The organism is Paenibacillus sp. FSL K6-2393 (genome assembly GCF_038002545.1).
Classification (GTDB): Bacteria; Bacillota; Bacilli; order Paenibacillales; family Paenibacillaceae; genus Paenibacillus.
In genome coordinates this window covers 161,597-178,628 of the sequence record NZ_JBBOCU010000001.1, presented here as the reverse complement: position 1 = coordinate 178,628, position 17,032 = coordinate 161,597, and the positions used below count along the sequence as shown (strand labels likewise).

13 protein-coding genes are annotated in these 17,032 nt (G+C 45.9%); 6 read left to right on the top strand and 7 right to left on the bottom strand.

The window, feature by feature from the left end:
- Positions 1-70: 70 nt before the first annotated feature.
- The 4 genes from MHI14_RS00770 to MHI14_RS00755 form a co-directional block, all read right to left on the bottom strand.
- Positions 71-241: an aspartyl-phosphate phosphatase Spo0E family protein gene (locus MHI14_RS00770; RefSeq protein ID WP_091035488.1), complete on the bottom strand. Its 171-nt coding sequence runs from the start codon at positions 239-241 to the stop codon at positions 71-73.
- A gap of 245 nt (positions 242-486) precedes the next feature.
- The gene (locus MHI14_RS00765) at positions 487-1,869 is read right to left on the bottom strand and encodes a transcriptional regulator (RefSeq protein ID WP_133386332.1); all 1,383 of its coding nucleotides are present in this window, start codon (positions 1,867-1,869) and stop codon (positions 487-489) included.
- 273 nt (positions 1,870-2,142) lie between these two features.
- Positions 2,143-3,060, bottom strand: a complete 918-nt coding sequence (locus tag MHI14_RS00760; RefSeq protein ID WP_076213731.1) for an aldo/keto reductase — start codon at positions 3,058-3,060, stop codon at positions 2,143-2,145.
- A 147-nt stretch (positions 3,061-3,207) separates the two neighbouring features.
- Entirely contained in the window at positions 3,208-4,098 is an 891-nt protein-coding gene (locus tag MHI14_RS00755) for a diacylglycerol/lipid kinase family protein (protein WP_133386441.1), read from the bottom strand.
- Between the two features lie 354 nt (positions 4,099-4,452).
- Here MHI14_RS00755 and MHI14_RS00750 point away from each other — a divergent pair, with 354 nt between their 5' ends.
- The 3 genes from MHI14_RS00750 to MHI14_RS00740 all read left to right on the top strand — a co-directional run bounded on the left by MHI14_RS00750 (position 4,453) and on the right by MHI14_RS00740 (position 9,058).
- Entirely contained in the window at positions 4,453-5,970 is a 1,518-nt protein-coding gene (locus MHI14_RS00750; protein WP_341129704.1) for a leucine-rich repeat domain-containing protein, read from the top strand.
- Between the two features lie 285 nt (positions 5,971-6,255).
- On the top strand, positions 6,256-7,587 hold the full coding sequence (locus tag MHI14_RS00745) for a glycoside hydrolase family 30 protein (protein ID WP_445670358.1): 1,332 nt from the start codon (positions 6,256-6,258) through the stop codon (positions 7,585-7,587).
- A gap of 310 nt (positions 7,588-7,897) precedes the next feature.
- Positions 7,898-9,058, top strand: a complete 1,161-nt coding sequence (locus tag MHI14_RS00740; protein ID WP_341129702.1) for an MFS transporter — start codon at positions 7,898-7,900, stop codon at positions 9,056-9,058.
- Positions 9,059-9,195: 137 nt separating this feature from the next.
- Here MHI14_RS00740 and MHI14_RS00735 read toward each other — a convergent pair whose 3' ends face one another.
- Positions 9,196-10,158: an endo-1,4-beta-xylanase gene (locus MHI14_RS00735; protein WP_133386336.1), complete on the bottom strand. Its 963-nt coding sequence runs from the start codon at positions 10,156-10,158 to the stop codon at positions 9,196-9,198.
- A gap of 425 nt (positions 10,159-10,583) precedes the next feature.
- On the opposite strand from MHI14_RS00735, the gene MHI14_RS00730 reads away from it, so the two are divergent.
- Entirely contained in the window at positions 10,584-12,707 is a 2,124-nt protein-coding gene (locus tag MHI14_RS00730; RefSeq protein ID WP_431523254.1) for a 5'-nucleotidase C-terminal domain-containing protein, read from the top strand.
- A gap of 138 nt (positions 12,708-12,845) precedes the next feature.
- Here the strand turns inward: MHI14_RS00730 and MHI14_RS00725 are convergent, their stop codons facing one another.
- Both MHI14_RS00725 and MHI14_RS00720 read right to left on the bottom strand, forming a co-directional pair.
- Positions 12,846-13,532, bottom strand: a complete 687-nt coding sequence (locus MHI14_RS00725) for a hypothetical protein (RefSeq protein ID WP_341129701.1) — start codon at positions 13,530-13,532, stop codon at positions 12,846-12,848.
- A 51-nt stretch (positions 13,533-13,583) separates the two neighbouring features.
- Positions 13,584-14,516: a macrolide 2'-phosphotransferase gene (locus MHI14_RS00720; protein ID WP_341129700.1), complete on the bottom strand. Its 933-nt coding sequence runs from the start codon at positions 14,514-14,516 to the stop codon at positions 13,584-13,586.
- A gap of 430 nt (positions 14,517-14,946) precedes the next feature.
- Here MHI14_RS00720 and MHI14_RS00715 point away from each other — a divergent pair, with 430 nt between their 5' ends.
- Together MHI14_RS00715 and MHI14_RS00710 are read left to right on the top strand one after the other, a co-directional pair.
- Entirely contained in the window at positions 14,947-15,303 is a 357-nt protein-coding gene (locus MHI14_RS00715) for a hypothetical protein (protein ID WP_091035462.1), read from the top strand.
- Between the two features lie 231 nt (positions 15,304-15,534).
- The gene (locus MHI14_RS00710) at positions 15,535-16,980 is read left to right on the top strand and encodes a DEAD/DEAH box helicase (RefSeq protein WP_339311454.1); all 1,446 of its coding nucleotides are present in this window, start codon (positions 15,535-15,537) and stop codon (positions 16,978-16,980) included.
- Positions 16,981-17,032 lie beyond the last annotated feature (52 nt).

Genomic DNA, 17,032 nt, shown 5'->3' with positions numbered 1-17,032 from the left:
GTCAGTTAGTCGGTTAGTTACTCATGTAACTAACTATAGTATACAAAAACGCAAATGTAAATAGGCGAACTTAACTCATTGCCTTTCCTACCTTGGCTCTGTTGTATTGATTAATAAGACCGTCCAGGACTACGGATTGCTGGATCACTTCCGGATGAAGCAGACTGCCGTATTCCATATGCATGCGATATAACAACTGTCTGGCATCTTCGATCCGTGATATCAAATCCAGGCGATCCATAGTATCCCTCCTTTTTGTCATATTTTAGTGTATTATGCCAATCATAAGCGCATGTGAGATACGACATACTTATTCTTCCACTTTGATACACAAAAAAAAGAACGCTCCTGAAATGAATTCAGAAGCGTCCATTGGTTCAGGCTTATGTCCCTAAACCGTGATCATTTGTTCGGTAAATTGAAGGGTCTGGATTCTCCACAGTCGGGACAGGTCCAGTAACAGGAGCTACAATGCTCACCACTATACTACATGTAACTATCAGCAAAGCCAGCTTTCTCTTCATTGAGTTTCTGCACCTCACCAATCAAGATTTTGTACTGCTGTATAGCTGTGTCAGACGCATATTCCCTGTATTGCTCAAACAGTCCGACACCTCTAAGCATACCTCGTCCATCGCTAATTTCAATAGAAAATCTCAAGCTGTTCAGTACAAAATCTAATCCCTCCGCAAACCTGTCTTTTTTAAGACAATACGTGCCTAATCCAGCTAAAAGACGAACGTAGCGATCATCGGTTACCTGCTTGCTTACTTTCCCTATCCGATTTCTCTGTTCATGATAAGTGAAGTATGGCTCATATTGATTGAGTACATGATCTATGTTCATATCATAACGGTTAGCAGCCGTTACAATATCACAAAGCGCTGGAAATATCTCATTTTCCTTCGTTGAGATATACGCGAGGTAGTCAGGTAATACTTCAAACTGCCCAGCCATTAATTGATATATATAACGATTACCCTCAGCCCATTCCTGAAACTGATGAATAACCACTTTTTCTTCAGGTTCAGGCTCTTTCACCCAACTGTAATCGGAGTATAATGCAACATACTTCAATGCCATTTCATAGTTATTCAAGTGGAAGTGGGCACTTCCGCAGGCTAAATACGCATACATAATATAAAAAACGATAGGTCGTTTGGTCTCTTCTTGTTTCCTTCGGCCATTCATCTCATAATGGATGGCTGCTTTCACCTTCAACTTTTCAGATAGTTCCTGAACTTTGCTCCATCTGTGAAGTGATGCAAATGCATTAATTAGTTCGTTAAGCGCATCCAATTGATAGCGCTCATCCAGCCGATCCACATAATATTCGAACCGGGCTGCGATAATCAGATTCCGCTGCTGATCATTGGTCAGTCCCAACCGGAACAGTCGATACTGACAGAGTGCCAGCCGCTCGGAATGTTGCATTTTCTCGCTTTCAGCAATGTTTTCATATAGAAGAATGGCCGGTTTGAATTTACCTGCTTGGTAGAATTCTTCAGCCACATCAAATAACAAAGGAATATAGGATAGATTATCCATCATCAGACGAATAACCTCTTCAATACAGTCCAACTTGTCCAACTCGGCACAGCGATGAAGGAAGGGTCCCAGTCTTCGCCAGTCCGGGGTCGCGTGTACAAAACACTCGTCTATGTATAACTCATAGAAGTAACCTTCTTCCAGTCTCATGGCGGAAGTGATGCGATCCAACTGCTGCATGGCAATAGGCCGATTTTTATTCAAAATATTGCTGAGCGTACCCGAATTAATCCCTGACGTTTCCGAAAAATGACTAATGGACATCTGTTCACGCTTCAGATAACTTTCCAAGTGATCGCGTATCGTGGTTGTCGACTCCAAACGAACACCACCCTCCAAAATAAAAAACATAAACGGGATTATCGGTATGCAAAAGTAATTATATGTAATTAAAAAGTATCGGTCAATATAATAATTTCAACTAATTTGTATTAATTACATTTTAATCCTTTAATTAAGCCACAAATCTCTATCCTTATTTTATATCGGAAACGCGCCTGACATCAAACCTGAAAATAGACAAAAAACACGAGCCATCTACGGGCTCGTGTTCTCAACTGACTCAGCAGTCATCATGCTCACTATAACTTGGATTTAAGGCAGTATATTGCCTGCCGCACGGTAAATTTCATACCACTCTGGACGCGTAAGATGAACATCTCCTGCTTTTACACAGTCTTGCAGACGTTCGATATTCATCGTGCCTGTCACAGGTTGCATCTGCGCAGGGTGACGAAGCAACCATGCGATTGCAATCGTTGTATTGCTCACGTCATACTTCGCAGCAATCTCGTCAATCTTTGCATTCAATTCCGGGAACTTGTCACTACCCAGGAATACACCTTCAAAGAATCCGTACTGGAACGGGGACCACGGCTGAATGGTGATATCATGCAGACGACAGTAATCAAGAATGCTACCGTCACGATTAACCGCGGCATCGTTCTCCATGTTCACGTTGATGCCACTGTCAATCATCGTCGTATTGGTAATACTCATCTGCAACTGGTTGGCTACCAGTGGCTGTTTCACGTATTTTTTCAATAATTCGATCTGGTTCGGATTCTGGTTCGATACCCCGAAGTGACGCACTTTACCTTCGCGCTCCAGTTGATCAAAGGCTTCAGCCACTTCCTCCGGCTCAACCAATGCATCAGGACGGTGCAACAGCAGAACGTCAAGATATTCCGTTTTCAGACGTTGCAGGATGCCATCGACTGAGTTCAGGATGTGTTCTTTGGAGAAATCAAACATGCCTTTGCGAATACCGCATTTGGATTGAAGAATCATATTTTCACGAACTTGGGGATTCATCTGTACCGCTTCGGCGAAGATCTCCTCACATGTTCCTGTACCATAAATGTCGGCATGGTCAAAGAAATTTGCGCCAACCTCCATTGCAGAACGAACAAAATGTTCGGCTTCCTTACCGTCTAGTGAATTAATCCGCATGCAGCCCACCGCGACTACAGGTACTTCTAGTGCACTGCTGCCCAATTTAATGGTTCTCAAGATGTTTTCCCTCCATATTCGAATATTATCGTGTATCTTACCTTTGATTGTGACATATATCTGCAATCGGTTTCAATAGATTTATCCTACTTTCATATGGAGAAATGATAGGTTCTTCATTCCAGCCTATAGATCCAAAAGAATATACTATACTTCTTCCGGTATGATAACCTCAATGTGCCTTGGCAGGACACGGATATGAATCGGCAGGGCAGGACCTTCTTCCCCATCTACATTGGTGCGAATGGCTTCGTCTGAGCGAACATAAACTTCTTTCGCTGTAAAATAGTCCACGTCCTTATGGTCTTTCAGATTGCCAAAAAACAGGGAAGTACCTAGTGTGAGGCTGTTGAACACACTGATGTTGCGAATAACAAAACAATGTATCAGACCATCGTCCACCTCAGCATCCGGGGACAACTTCTCAAATCCTCCGACGGAGTTGGTCAGCGCCGCCAAAAAAAGTGGCGATTCCCCCTCCCAGATCTGTCCGTCATATTCGATGGTTAGATGATTGGCTGGTGTATTCACCAGGTCTTTCAAGCCTTCTTTGAGATATGCGAATGAACCCAACTTCGACTTCTCTTCCGAGGATACGGAGAACAGAGATTCTGCCAAAGAACCTGCAGCCACAACGTTGGCAAACAGGCGATCATTGATTTTCCCCAAATCCACGATATGGGTCTGATTCGAACGTAACTGCCGAATGGCTTCTTCCGGGTCAAGCGAAATATTCAGCGCACGTGCAAAATCATTCACCGTACCTAGCGGTATAACGCCTAATCGGGGACGATGATCCTGATCCATCATGCCGTTAATCGTCTCATGTAGTGTACCGTCGCCTCCGATGGAGATGACCAGATCACAGCCGTCTTTGCAGGCGCTAAGGCAGTAGTTGGTGGCATCACCTTCCCCGGCCGTCTCATTAACAACCACCTCATACTGCTGTGACTCCAGAATTTCTCTGACTTGGGACACATACTGCTCGGCCTCTTCCTTACCTGACGATGGATTACTAATGATCATGGCTTGGCGCATACTCACATCTTCCCCTCCAAAATGGCATCTTTACTTCATCTTTACCCGTTTCAAGGGTGGATTGAATAGGGTCGGCGGGAGATGTTTTATTTTTTTTGATAAACATGTCTCTGAAGAGTGCAGATCAGGGTTTGTTTCATATAGAATAGAAGTATAGGAATACCCCTTACGAAATTTCTTGTTCCTTTTTCCGGTTGACGGGTTAATAACTATAGATGTGCTTTTAGCCGAACCTGCAAAAATTAAACAGATTGATTTACACATAGCACTCCGATTGACAGAACAACCCTACGATTACTACTGTTCGGAGTATTTTATATTTTAATATCATCGGAATCGGAGGGAATGCATGCAATGAGAAGAATGACGCTACTATTTCTAGTATTCATCCTGAGTCTCGGGGCATCGGGGCAAGCCATGGCTTACACCAACAAAGACTTGGGCGAGGGAATCATTGAAGATCCCGCTTTGGAGGACGGACTGAAGCTAATCCTGAACAAACCTCTGGATGTACCATTAACTTCAACGGATCTGGAGCAGCTTGAGGTGGTAGATCTAAGCAATGCAGGTATTCACAGCCTGACCGGTCTCGAATATGCAACCAACCTGACACACCTCCGATTATATGGGAATGAGATTGAGGATCTCACACCGCTGGAGCACCTAACCCAGCTTCGCGAGATCGATGTTCGCAACAATTACATTACATCCATAGACGAACTTACTGAATTAAAAGACTTGGGACGGCTGTACATCAGCAACAATTCCATTTCTTCCATAGAGGTTGTACGTGGGTTCAACCGATTACATACGTTCCACGCCAGCGGTAACCAGATTGCCAGTCTTGCGGCCCTCTCAGATGCGGATGCACTGAAGTGGCTTGAGATCTCGAACAATACGATTAACGATCTGACACCGCTCATGGGTAAAACACGGCTCCAACAACTCAATGTAGCAAACAACCAGATTCAGACGCTGGACGTACTGGCTGAATTGCCTAATACACTGCGGAATCTGAATGTGGCAGGCAACCAAATCACGGATCTGACACCACTGGAGCACATGACACGTCTTCGGACACTTGATATCTCTGGTAACCAAGTACAGCACCTCAAGGGGCTTGAGGGACTGACTGGGCTGACGGAGCTGAATGCAGAGTCCAATCAGATCTATGATCTGGAACCTTTACGGCAGCTTTCCAGCCTGGACGTATTAAAATTATCCAACAACCGGGTGTGGGATCTGACACCGATCGCAGGTTTTACGTTTACCCGTGATCAGTCAGCGACAAATGTTATACAGGATATCTCGGCCTCCACCTCGTTATCCTCTGGTATTCAGACCTCTGTCTCAGAGGTTGAGCCTGCGGGGCTTACGGTGCAGAACAACTATCTGGATGTCGCAAGTGGCAGTCAGACGATGCAGCTTCTGAACCGGATGAATGTGCGGGAGCAGAAACGAACGCCGCAGGGCAGCTTCCAGCGTCTGATTGAAGGGTCCACCACTGCCTATGTAGGAAATCACGCTTATGCACTGGATGCTGCACCTTTTATCGATGAAGGCCGGACCTATGTGCCTCTGCGTTTTGTCTCGGAGCAGTTAAATGCCCGTGTGAACTGGAACAGCGGTACGCGCGAAGCTGTGATCACACAGAATGACAAGACCATCCGTTGGAGCGTGGGTAACAAACAAGTTGTCGTGAATGATACGCTTGCGATCAATGATGCTCCTCTTCTGATGAAAAATGGTAAAGCTTTTGTACCGGTACGATTCATTTCAGAGCAATTTAATACCTCTGTTGGTTACATCGGAAGCAGCAAAACGATTCTGATTTTTGAAAATAAACAGCTTGGTGAGAGTGCACAGCCTTAAGAAAAACATAGCGAAAGTCCCCGTCTGAACAATCAGCGGGGATTTTTGTTGTGTTATGACAGTTGCGTAATGACATTGGATAATGGTATATGGACATCGCCGATCACAAGCAAATTGCAGCATACGATCTGTCTGTGCGGATACGAACTCGTAATGCTTTATCTTGGATTAGGGTAAATTTCACACGGTTTAGCCTATCTTCTTTTGCCGTGGGAGTTGTTATACTGAACGTAATATATATATGACAACTGAGGTTCAATCGAGGAGGAAATTCACATGACATTCATGCTCACTGGTTATTCCACAACCCAAGACAACCCGTGGAGAGAGCTATCTTTTGTGCTGACTAATGAAAGCGCTAACTTAAAACTGACGGGTGAGCAACACCAGCTTGTAGAAGGGTTTGGCGGATGTTTCAACGAGCTTGGTTATATTGCTCTATCCCACTTGAATGAGGAGCAGCGCCATGAGGTATTTCATTCTCTCTTCCATCCGGAGGGTGAGCACACGTTTAACATCTGTCGCCTGCCGATCGGCGCAAGTGACTATGCAGAGCAGTGGTACAGCCACAACGAGGTGGACGGAGACGTGGCCATGGAACATTTTTCAATCGAACGTGATTTCAAATATCTGATTCCTTACATTAAGGAAGCTCTAAGTTATAACCCGAACCTGCAATTCTTCGCCTCCCCATGGAGTCCGCCAACGTGGATGAAATCGCCGAAAGCCTATAACTATGGCACGCTTCGTTGGGAGAAAGCTATTCTGGAGGCCTACGCCCTGTATTTCGTAAAATTTGTACAGGCTTACCGCGAAGCAGGCATTACAATCCATCAGGTGCATGTGCAGAACGAAGTGATTGCAGATCAGAAATTCCCTTCTTGCATGTGGACAGGCGAGCAGCTTCGTGAGTTTATCGCTGATTATCTGGGCCCCGCTTTTGACCAACACGGTCTGGATACAGAAATCTGGCTGGGGACGATCAATGCCCCTGATCCATGGGAGGAATTAATCAAGAAAAAAACAAATGACTTCGATGAGTACGCCGGCCTTGTCCTGAGTGATCCAAAAGCCTATTCCTATATCAAAGGTGTTGGGTATCAATGGGCTGGCAAAAATGCGATTCAACGTACCGCGGCGAGTTATCCGGAGCTGCGGTATATGCAGACTGAGAACGAATGCGGTGATGGCAACAACTCATGGAACTACGCCAAATATGTATATAACCTCTACCAGCACTACTTCAGCAACGGAGTGAACGCGTACATCTACTGGAACATGGTTCTGGAACCCAAAGGCCGCAGCACATGGGGCTGGGAGCAAAACTCCATGATCACCGTAGATCCGGACAATAAGGAGGTTACTCGGAACCCCGAGTATTATGTGATGAAACACTTCGCTCATCATATTGTTCCTGGTGCTCGAAGAGTCGGCCTGTCAGGCGCGTGGAGCGGGAAATCCGTTGCTTTCCGCAACCCGGATAACAGTCTCGTGATTGTCATCAACAATCCATTCCAGGCCCCTCGTGACCTGTATCTAACCCTTGAAGAAGGACATACCCTACACATGAACCTGGAGGCAGATTCGTTCAACAGCATGGTTATCCAACCGAAATAATTGATCCAACACATCGTTAAAAATGCATACATTAATAGCGTCAGGCCCAAGAATTCCCGGGGCCGGCGCTATTTTTCATGGACCAGACCATGCCTACTGTCACCATGATTACTCCTGTAGAACACAAGCCGAAGACGACTTAAAGATATGACGTTTCACCTTTTATATTTACAAATCTATAAATCTAGATATAATGTAATCCAGAGAACTTACTCTCATGTCCATCCTATTATAGGAGGAAAGGCAGTCCCATTTTAGAATATTATATCTACTTTTCTGTATATTTAAATTAATTGGAGGTACGCTTTACATGAAATCACAACAGGTCAACCCGCTCCTTATCCTGATTATGGCAATCGGTGTATTCGGGATCATTACAACAGAAATGGGAATTGTGGGGGTACTGCCTCAGGTTGCGCATAAATTCGGTATCTCGGCTGCACAGGCAGGATGGCTGGTCAGTATATTTGCGCTGGTCGTAGCCATTGCGGGTCCCTTTCTCACCTTGCTGGCGTCCGGAATTAATCGCAAAATCATCCTTTTAACCGCTGTGCTGATGTTTGCCATTTCGAACATCGTCTATGCCTACGCCACAACATTTGATACCATGCTTATCTTCCGTATCATTCCCGCGTTATTCCATCCCGTCTTCTTTTCCGTAGCCCTAGTCACCAGTGCCCAACTCGTTCCGGCAGAGAAAAGCAGCCAGGCCGTCGCCAAAGTATTCACCGGAGTTACCGCGGGCTTTGCCTTTGGCGTGCCGCTGACATCGTATCTTGCTGAACGCCTATCTCTCGAAGTCGCCTTTCTGTTTGGAGCGATGGTCAGTGTGGTCGCCTTTATCGGAATTTGGATCTGGTTACCCTCAATGCCCGTGAAGGAAAAGATGTCCTATGGTAAGCAGCTTGGTATTCTGCGCAAACCCGGGTTATGGCTGAATGTTGCCGCAGTCATTTTTATATTCGCCGCCATGTTCTCTGTATACAGCTATTTCGCCGAGTATCTTGGGCAAGTCACTCAAATGAGCGGATCATGGATCAGTGTCATGCTGACCGTCTTTGGTGTCGTCATGATTATCGGAAATTTGGGGTTTGGACAGTTTCTGCGTAAGAGCGTGGTCCGAACTGTCCTCATGTTCCCCCTGCTGTATGTAGCAGCTTACGCACTCGTCTATTGGGCCGGTCCTCACTTCATATGGATGGTTATTGTAGTCATCCTCTGGGCATCCGTGCATTCAGGAGGATTGATTGTTAGCCAAACCTGGTTAACCGCTGAAGCGCAGGATGCGCCTGAATTCGGCAACAGTTTGTATGTATCCTTTTCTAACCTTGGTATTACCCTGGGTACTGCCATCGGCGGCTGGTTCATCGCAAATCTGGGAATACATCAACTGATCTGGAGCGGAATGATCTTTGCACTGATCGCTTTTGTATTGGTTTGGATTAAAATTAAATGCTTCCCTGCACCATGAATTGCCGAACACTGTTGAGACAAAGCATTAACACAAATAGCGCCATATTCCCATGCTTAACATGTAGAACAGGCGCTATTTGGTGTTATATGATTACCGGATTTGCAAGAGATGCTCAGACTTGTCAAAACGCAAGCTTAAGGATTGTTCGCCAGGTAATTTCTCAGCCATTGCATAGCCGGACGTTCTGTACCGTTGCTATTGACCAAGTGGGAGCCTGCCTGCCAAGTTTGATTTTGGTTGTAACCCCACAGCGTCACACCTTTAACAGCAGAGTGTTTCCACAGCACAGGGAATTTCTGCTGATAACGTTGCAATTGTGTATTGTCGTCACCTGTCATATCCAGCTCGGATACATAAATTGGCAACCCTGTCGCTGCAAGCTTGTTCAATACCGTGTTCATCGTGCTCACAGAAACGTTGTCCATATTGAAGTAATGCGCTTGGATTCCAATACCATCAACTAGACCTCTGTTTTTCAAAAGGTTGATAATCTGGATGTATTGGTCCGCTTTAGCGGGATCACCGATAATACCATATTCATTAATTAACAATTTGGAGTTAGGGAAGGCTTGTCTCGCCTGTTGGAATGACCAGATGACCCAGTCCCAACCCGTTGCCCCATCTCCACCAATGGCATTGCGATAGGATGGTTTCGCATGCAGAGGTTCATTTACCACATCAACAAAGGCAGACTTCGAATACCGCTGTCCTGCGGCTTTAATCCATTGTGTCACTTCAGCCTTCTGATCTGCAGCTGAGAGACTGTTAATCCAATTTGGCTGTTGATTTCCCCATACGAGCGTATGGAATTTGAACGGGAATCCGTTGTTGTTAGCATAGTTGTAGGCCATGTCCGCCTGGCCCCAATTCATTACGTTGCGTGTGCCTTCAACAGCATCCCACTTGGTAGAGTTCTCCGGAGTTACCTGATTCCAATATGGGCTAAAATTCGAAGGAACCTGGTTGGCAATAATATTGCCCAGAAATTTGCTACCTTTCGCCAAACCAGCACTCACACTACCAACCGCAACAGAAGCAGCGAGAATCCCTACCAATGCCAGTGAGCCGACTGTTTTAAACCACTTAGACTTAATCAATGATTTTCCTCCTTAGATTCATTTTTTGTTAAGCGCTTACAAACATCATTTTACTGGATAATTTTGGTTTTTAACACCTGTCAAATTATAGTATTTTATTGTAAAAAAATAGAATTTAGTGCTTTTTCTGAAGTTATTTATAGATTCACTCTCTTAAATCCAACATAACTCTTACATTGGAGTTTACATTCACCACATGTTTATCTAGTATAAAATGATACATATCTTTACATACACTAGATAACAAGGGAGATTACAACATGCGCAAAATTTCAACAAAACGTTTCGCCGGATGGCCCCTATCATTCCTCTTATGTGCCTCCATTTTGTTCGCCCCTTTTGCTTCCACTCCGGTTCAGGCTGCTGAGGCAGACAAGGAAACCAAGATCACGTTGCTGGGTACATCGGATATACATGGTCGATTCATGCCGTGGGACTATGCTCTGGACGGTCCAAATCCAACTGGTAGCATGACACAGCTCTACACGATTGTGAAAAAAGTCCGTGCGGAGAATCCCAATACAATCCTGCTGGACGCAGGAGACATGATTCAGGATAACTCGGCTGAGTTGTTCAATGATCAACCTCAATCTCCCATGATGGTTGCAATGAACGAGATGAAATATGACGCATGGGTCATGGGTAACCATGAGTTTAACTTTGGACTGGACGTACTGGAGAAGATCTCTTCCCAATTCAATGGACAGCCTCTCGTGGGTAACATTTTCAAAGAAAACGGCGACCGCTACATGCCTGCCTATACGATTATCGAGAAAGACGGAATCAAAGTGGGTGTCATTGGAATGAACACACCTATGATTACCGAGTTTGAAAAAGGGACGGATCACCTGGACGGTATCATCGTCAAAGATCCTGTGGAAGAAACCAAGAAGGCCATTGCTGAGTTGAAAGGCAAAGTTGATGTCATGGTTGGACTCATGCATATGGGATTGGATAACGAGAACGGAAATCCGGGCACCGGAGTGACGGATATCGCCAACGCCAACCCGGAGCTGGCTGCCATTTTTGCCGGACACATGCATACCTTGATTGAATCCCAAACGGTTAACGGCGTATTGATCTCCGAACCGAATAAATATGGCTCACATATTTCACGAATCGATCTGACATTTGAAAAAGACGGCGACAAAGTTGTGCTGAAAAGCAAGGAAGCTCAAGCTCTCGCTGTAAAAGCAGCCGACGGAACATATGAAGTCTCCGATCCTGCGCTGGAAGAGACTTTGCACCCATTCCACGAGTTCGCTCGTGCCGATGCCAATATTGAAGTGGCTGAACTGAAAGGAACGAACCTGGTACCTGCTGATGAGATTAAGGGTATCCCTGCGGTGCAGATCCAGGAAACACCTTTGTCTGACTTTTTCACCGAAGTGATGTTGCACTACAGCGATGCCGATGTGGTCGCGCACCAGATTGATAACGACAAGGCCAAGCTGGATGTAGGCCCGATCAAGAAAAAGGATATTGCGTTCAACTACCAATACACCTTCGGTGAAGTAACCGTGTATGAAGTGACCGGACGTGATCTGAAGGATTACATGGAGTGGTCTGCGGGGTACTTCAACTCCACACGCCCGGGTGATGTGACCATCAGTTTTGATCCGAAACGACGTGCTTCCAAATACAGCACCGATGATTTCTTCGGCGGCGTAACGTATGAGATTGACCTGACCAAACCATACGGCAGTCGGATTACAAATCTCAAGTACAGCAACGGTACGACAGTAAAAGAAGACGATACGTTGAAACTTGGCATGAACGCCTATCGAATGGAAGCTCTGATTGCCAAAGGCGGAGCCATGGAAGGGCGCAAGTTCAAGCAGCTCTGGTCCTCCAAGGATGCTTCGGCATTTGGTGAGATTCAAGGCACAATTCGCAACCTGTCAATCGCCTATCTGAAAGATGTCATGAAAGGTGTCTACGAACCGAAGATTCAACACAACTGGAAAATCACTGGCGTAGACCTGACTGCACCGGAGCGTGCAGATGTGGTGGAGTTAATTAACGATGGCATCATGTCTGTGCCAACAACAGAAGATGGCAAGTACACCAACATTGCCTCCATTAACATTTTGGATACGGTGACTCAGGAAGAGATTGATACGCTATCTGCCAAAGCAGATGTGAGTGCGGCACAATTCGCAGGCGTGAAAACCAAGGGAGCGTTCTATCAACAGCTGAACAAAGCTCGCAAAGCAGCAGGCAATGGCGAGGGAGAAACTACTCCTGAGGAGCCTACGACACCAACAGTACCAAAACCAACACCGACTCCAGGCACGTCGAAACCTGTTAAACCATCAACACCAAGCACTGGTAAACCGGATACCGTCATCAAAGGCAAACAAGCCAAGGTTACTGCGGCTTACCTGAACGTACGCGCTGGCGCTTCATCCAAAGCCAAGGTCGTTGCTGCCGTACCGAAAGGTACCCTGCTTGAGGTAATTAGTACAGACAAGTATGGTTGGGTAAAAGTGAAGTTGGATGGACGTGTAGCATTTGTATACGGGAAATATGTGAGTATCTTGAAATAAGTACAATCGTGACGCACCACGCTTAACGAAAAAGAAAAAAGGGCGATTCTCCCATGAATATCATGGTGAGGATCGCCTTTTGCTAGGTTAACAAACCGTTAGGATTATCGCTGTAACTGCTCTATGGGAAAAAGTCATTTAGCCTTGTGGCAGGTTCTTGATTTTATCTATAAAAGAATCCAGCTGTATTCCATTCGTTTGTTCCGTAAAGTCACGTAATTCATCCGATTCACCCTCATAGGCAGCAAGTACGTAGTCATCATCGACAATATAGTATGTGCCGTAGCGAGTGAACGAATATCCTCCCAGCTGTTCTCCGGTCGTCCCCTTTTTGACTACAGCGATAATCTTCATACCTGGTTTAAGTTCAGGCTCCACACCTGCGAAGTCAGCATTGTAAAAGAGAAACGTATCCTTTTCTACATCCTCACCTGTTACAACCTTATGCACCTTCACCTTGTAAGTAATGAATTCAGGCTTGAAGGGTACAAGACCAGCAGCCCGATCCTTTTCTGCAAAATCACCCTCAGGCGTGCCCGGGTCGGCAGGCAAATCCACGCTAAAATTCGGAAGGCTATTCACAACCTCTGCTACAATAACGGAGTCCGCAAAATCCATGATCTCTCTGAAACTTACTTCTCTGATATTGATCAACACCGGGGTGTCATTAGATAGCGGGTATTCCTTCCTCAATTCTTCCATCCGCTCTGGCGACAGCCTGTTTCCTGCGCCTTCATGTGAGTTGGGAAAAGGGGCCGAGCAACTGGCTAAACTAACCGTCAGTACAATGCTTATTAACCATCGCGTCTTACGCTCTCGTGCCACAATCCACCTCCCCTCATCTGACATACTAGATTCACACCTTCACTGGAGCACCTAATCCCGCCTTACATCCCAGTTTGCCAGCATGCCTCTCGCCATTTCCATCGTCGACTCTTCCCCTGTGGTTAGAGCAAATTTGGCAACCAGTGCCGGGTAAGCAGCCCATTGTTCCCGAATATGTTCAAACATCTGAGGCCATGTCCTTCCCCCTGCCTTCTCGTATCGCTTCAGCAGATCGCGTAGTCCATCATCTTGGAAAAGTCCATAAAGGATTACAAAATCCTTACCCGGATCAGCGATCTCCGCTTCCGTCCAGTCGATGAGTCCGGTTACCCGCTGTGTATCATCGACAATGATATGCGGTGGGTGCAGATCCCCGTGATTAAACGTCGAGTGCTTCGGCCAATAGCTACCCACAGACAGCCACACCGTCCAGCGTTCCGCCAGTTGGTCCGGTACCGTAAAATTCTTTTTAATCTCCTCTATATTTGCCGCAAACTCTTTGCGAGCTTCCATAGGCGTCTTGATCCGAACTCCGCCCCTGGCCGCCTCCTCAGGATCAATGTTGTGCAATGCGGCAAGTGTAGCAGCCAGTGAATCCAGGAACTCGTCAGACAAGGTCTCCTGCGGGAAACGCCACGCATATCCTGCGCCAGCAGGATCTACCACTGCAATCGGGTCGCCATCCAATAGTGGATAAGCGATAAGTTCGGGCGTGCAGATTCGCCAGTCCGGTACCTGTGCCGGAACACTCCCCCGGACAACGTCCAGTACTCTACGTTCATTCTCGGCACGCCCCCATACGTCTTCACGCCGCGGCTGACGCAGAACCCACTTTTGTCCACTTATATCAGTGGCGAAGGCTACACGGAAGTCCATCCCGGACTCATTGATTTCCATTGATTCCTTGCGGATTTGAAGCCCATTTTGTTCAGCCAGCAACCATATATCCTGTGTGAAATCCACTTGTTCATTTGACTTTGTCATATCCAAACCTCCCCTTTTCCTTGGAAAAATAAAAAACACAGACATTCATGCCTGTGCTTTCGATCTCGGAATAGGGCTATACCTATTTTTGCGCATCCCCATAGTGGTACATCAAAGAACCACTCTTATGCAAGAGTGTCCACTACAAATAACGGCATACGTGTAAACAGGCAAACTTCTCCCGATGATCTGCACACAGGCAGTGAAACAGCAAGCGCAAGCAAACGTTCCGCTACTATCTCAATCGAAAAAAATTTACCACACGTATCCCTCCGTTCAGTAAGATAACTATATGCTAACATATTCCAATTTCTAGCACCAGACTGAATCGATTGATTTTCGTTTTTTTATTGATGTACAGGAACTTCATCCTCTCAGGTAACGTCCATAGTTATAGATTGATTAAAAAGGATGCGAGGTGAGCACCCCAATGTCCATTGTACGAAGGTTATCCTTATTACCAGTGATCTTGCTTCTGCTAACGCTCGGATGCGCAGAGCAATCCGAGGAACAAGGGAAAGAGAAGCCACATGTACGAGGAATTATTACGGATTTTGAGGAAGAAAGAGGTCAGGTACTCATCGACAATAAAGAAGATGGCGGTGTTGATTCAGGACCGATTTGGGTCTCGCTCAGCAAGGACGCCGAACTCATCGTTGGAGGAGAGATTGTCGCCGTCTCTTTGGATGAAACAATGGTTGGTCGAAGTGCAGAAGTGTGGGTCAATGGAATTATTGCTCAATCTTACCCTCCCCAAACCAAGGCTGTAAAAATGGTCATTCACTAACACCAAGCAAACTACCGATACATTTCGTTTCACGTGGAACGTTATGATACACATACGAATAGCAACAAACGTTGCTCCCTCAAATCAGAAATCATGAAAACAATTTACACACTTAAAGCATTTACTCCGTTAGCCTGCCTGCATATAGAGTATAATGAAGAGGTATACGATAAATGTACGGTGCAATGCTTGTATGTAGAGTATTCAAAACTAACGCAAAAGAGGTAAACGATGAGCGAGCAACAATTTAAAGATTATGGACTTGGTGAAGAGATCGTAAAAGCACTGGACAGTCTGGGCTATGAGACACCAACCGAGGTTCAAACTAAAGTTATTCCGGTAGCACTTGAGAATCAGGATCTTGTGGTCAAATCACAGACAGGCAGTGGTAAAACAGCCGCCTACGGCATTCCGCTCTGTGAGCTTGTGGATTGGAATGAGAATAAGCCACAGGCTTTGATTCTTACCCCAACCCGGGAACTGGCTTTGCAGGTTAACGAAGATATTACGAATATCGGCCGCTTTAAGCGTATTAAAGCAACCGCACTATACGGACAGTCCCCTTTTCATATCCAAAAAGCAGAGTTAAAACAAAGAACACACGTGGCTGTTGGTACACCAGGTCGGGTACTGGATCATATCGAACGCGGCACGCTGCCACTCGAACGGATCGCCTATCTCGTTATTGACGAGGCTGATGAGATGTTGAATATGGGCTTTATTGAGACGGTACAGTCCATCATTCAGAAACTGCCGCAGGAGCGAGTAACGATGTTGTTCTCCGCTACGTTCCCTGAAGATGTAGCCAAGCTGTCACGCAAATACATGAACAACCCGGTGGAGATTGAGATCAAGGCAAGTGGACTGACAACAGCCACCATCGAACATGCCGTGATTCACGTTCCAGAGGTGAACAAAACCGCGCTGCTTCAGGACTTGTTCATTGTGGAAAATCCGGATAGCTGCATTGTGTTCTGCCGTACGCAGGAAAATGTGGACAAACTGTTCCGTGTCATGGCTGACCTTGACTATCCAGCAGATCGTATCCATGGTGGTATGGAGCAGGATGAGCGGATTGAAGTGATGAACGCATTCCGACGGGGACAATTCCGTTATCTGATCGCGACAGATGTAGCTGCACGTGGTATTGATATCACAAATATTACTCATGTCATCAACTACGATATTCCTTTGGAAAAAGAGGGATATGTTCACCGTACAGGCCGTACGGGGCGCGCAGGCAAAACAGGTAAAGCCATTACGTTGATTACACCGAAAGATGGCAGACGTCTGGCGGAGATTGAATCCTATATTGGATTCGAAATCCCTGTCGTGAAAGCACCTTCCGAGGAAGCTGTAGATCGCCGCAGAGAAGATTTTGAGAAGCGATTGAAGATCGTTCCTGAACGTAAAAAGGACAAGCGTGAACAGCTGAACCAACAGATCATGAAGCTGAACTTCAACGGAGGCAAGAAGAAGAAACTTCGCGCCGTAGACTTTGTAGGTACCATCGCCAAGCTTGAAGGGGTTACTGCAGACGACATCGGGATCATTACGATTCTGGATAATGTGACGGATGTAGAGATTCTGAACGGCAAAGGCCCACTCGTATTAGAGCTCATGCAGAATACAACGATCAAAAAGATGCAGCTCAAGGTTCGCAAAGGTCATAAATAGTTTGGTAAACACGGTCAAATAAATAGAAATTCAAACAGGGATAGTGGACTCT

Bases quoted from the DNA above. Each gene is read 5' to 3' on its own strand.
- MHI14_RS00770 (WP_091035488.1), bottom strand. From the start codon at position 241: ATGGATCGCCTGGATTTGATATCACGGATCGAAGATGCCAGACAGTTG.
- MHI14_RS00755 (WP_133386441.1), bottom strand. From the start codon at position 4,098: ATGCGCCAAGCCATGATCATTAGTAATCCATCGTCAGGTAAGGAAGAG.
- MHI14_RS00750 (WP_341129704.1), top strand. From the start codon at position 4,453: ATGAGAAGAATGACGCTACTATTTCTAGTATTCATCCTGAGTCTCGGG.
- MHI14_RS00745 (WP_445670358.1), top strand. From the start codon at position 6,256: ATGCTCACTGGTTATTCCACAACCCAAGACAACCCGTGGAGAGAGCTA.
- MHI14_RS00740 (WP_341129702.1), top strand. From the start codon at position 7,898: ATGAAATCACAACAGGTCAACCCGCTCCTTATCCTGATTATGGCAATC.
- MHI14_RS00730 (WP_431523254.1), top strand. From the start codon at position 10,584: ATGCCGTGGGACTATGCTCTGGACGGTCCAAATCCAACTGGTAGCATG.
- MHI14_RS00720 (WP_341129700.1), bottom strand. From the start codon at position 14,516: ATGACAAAGTCAAATGAACAAGTGGATTTCACACAGGATATATGGTTG.
- MHI14_RS00715 (WP_091035462.1), top strand. From the start codon at position 14,947: ATGTCCATTGTACGAAGGTTATCCTTATTACCAGTGATCTTGCTTCTG.
- MHI14_RS00710 (WP_339311454.1), top strand. From the start codon at position 15,535: ATGAGCGAGCAACAATTTAAAGATTATGGACTTGGTGAAGAGATCGTA.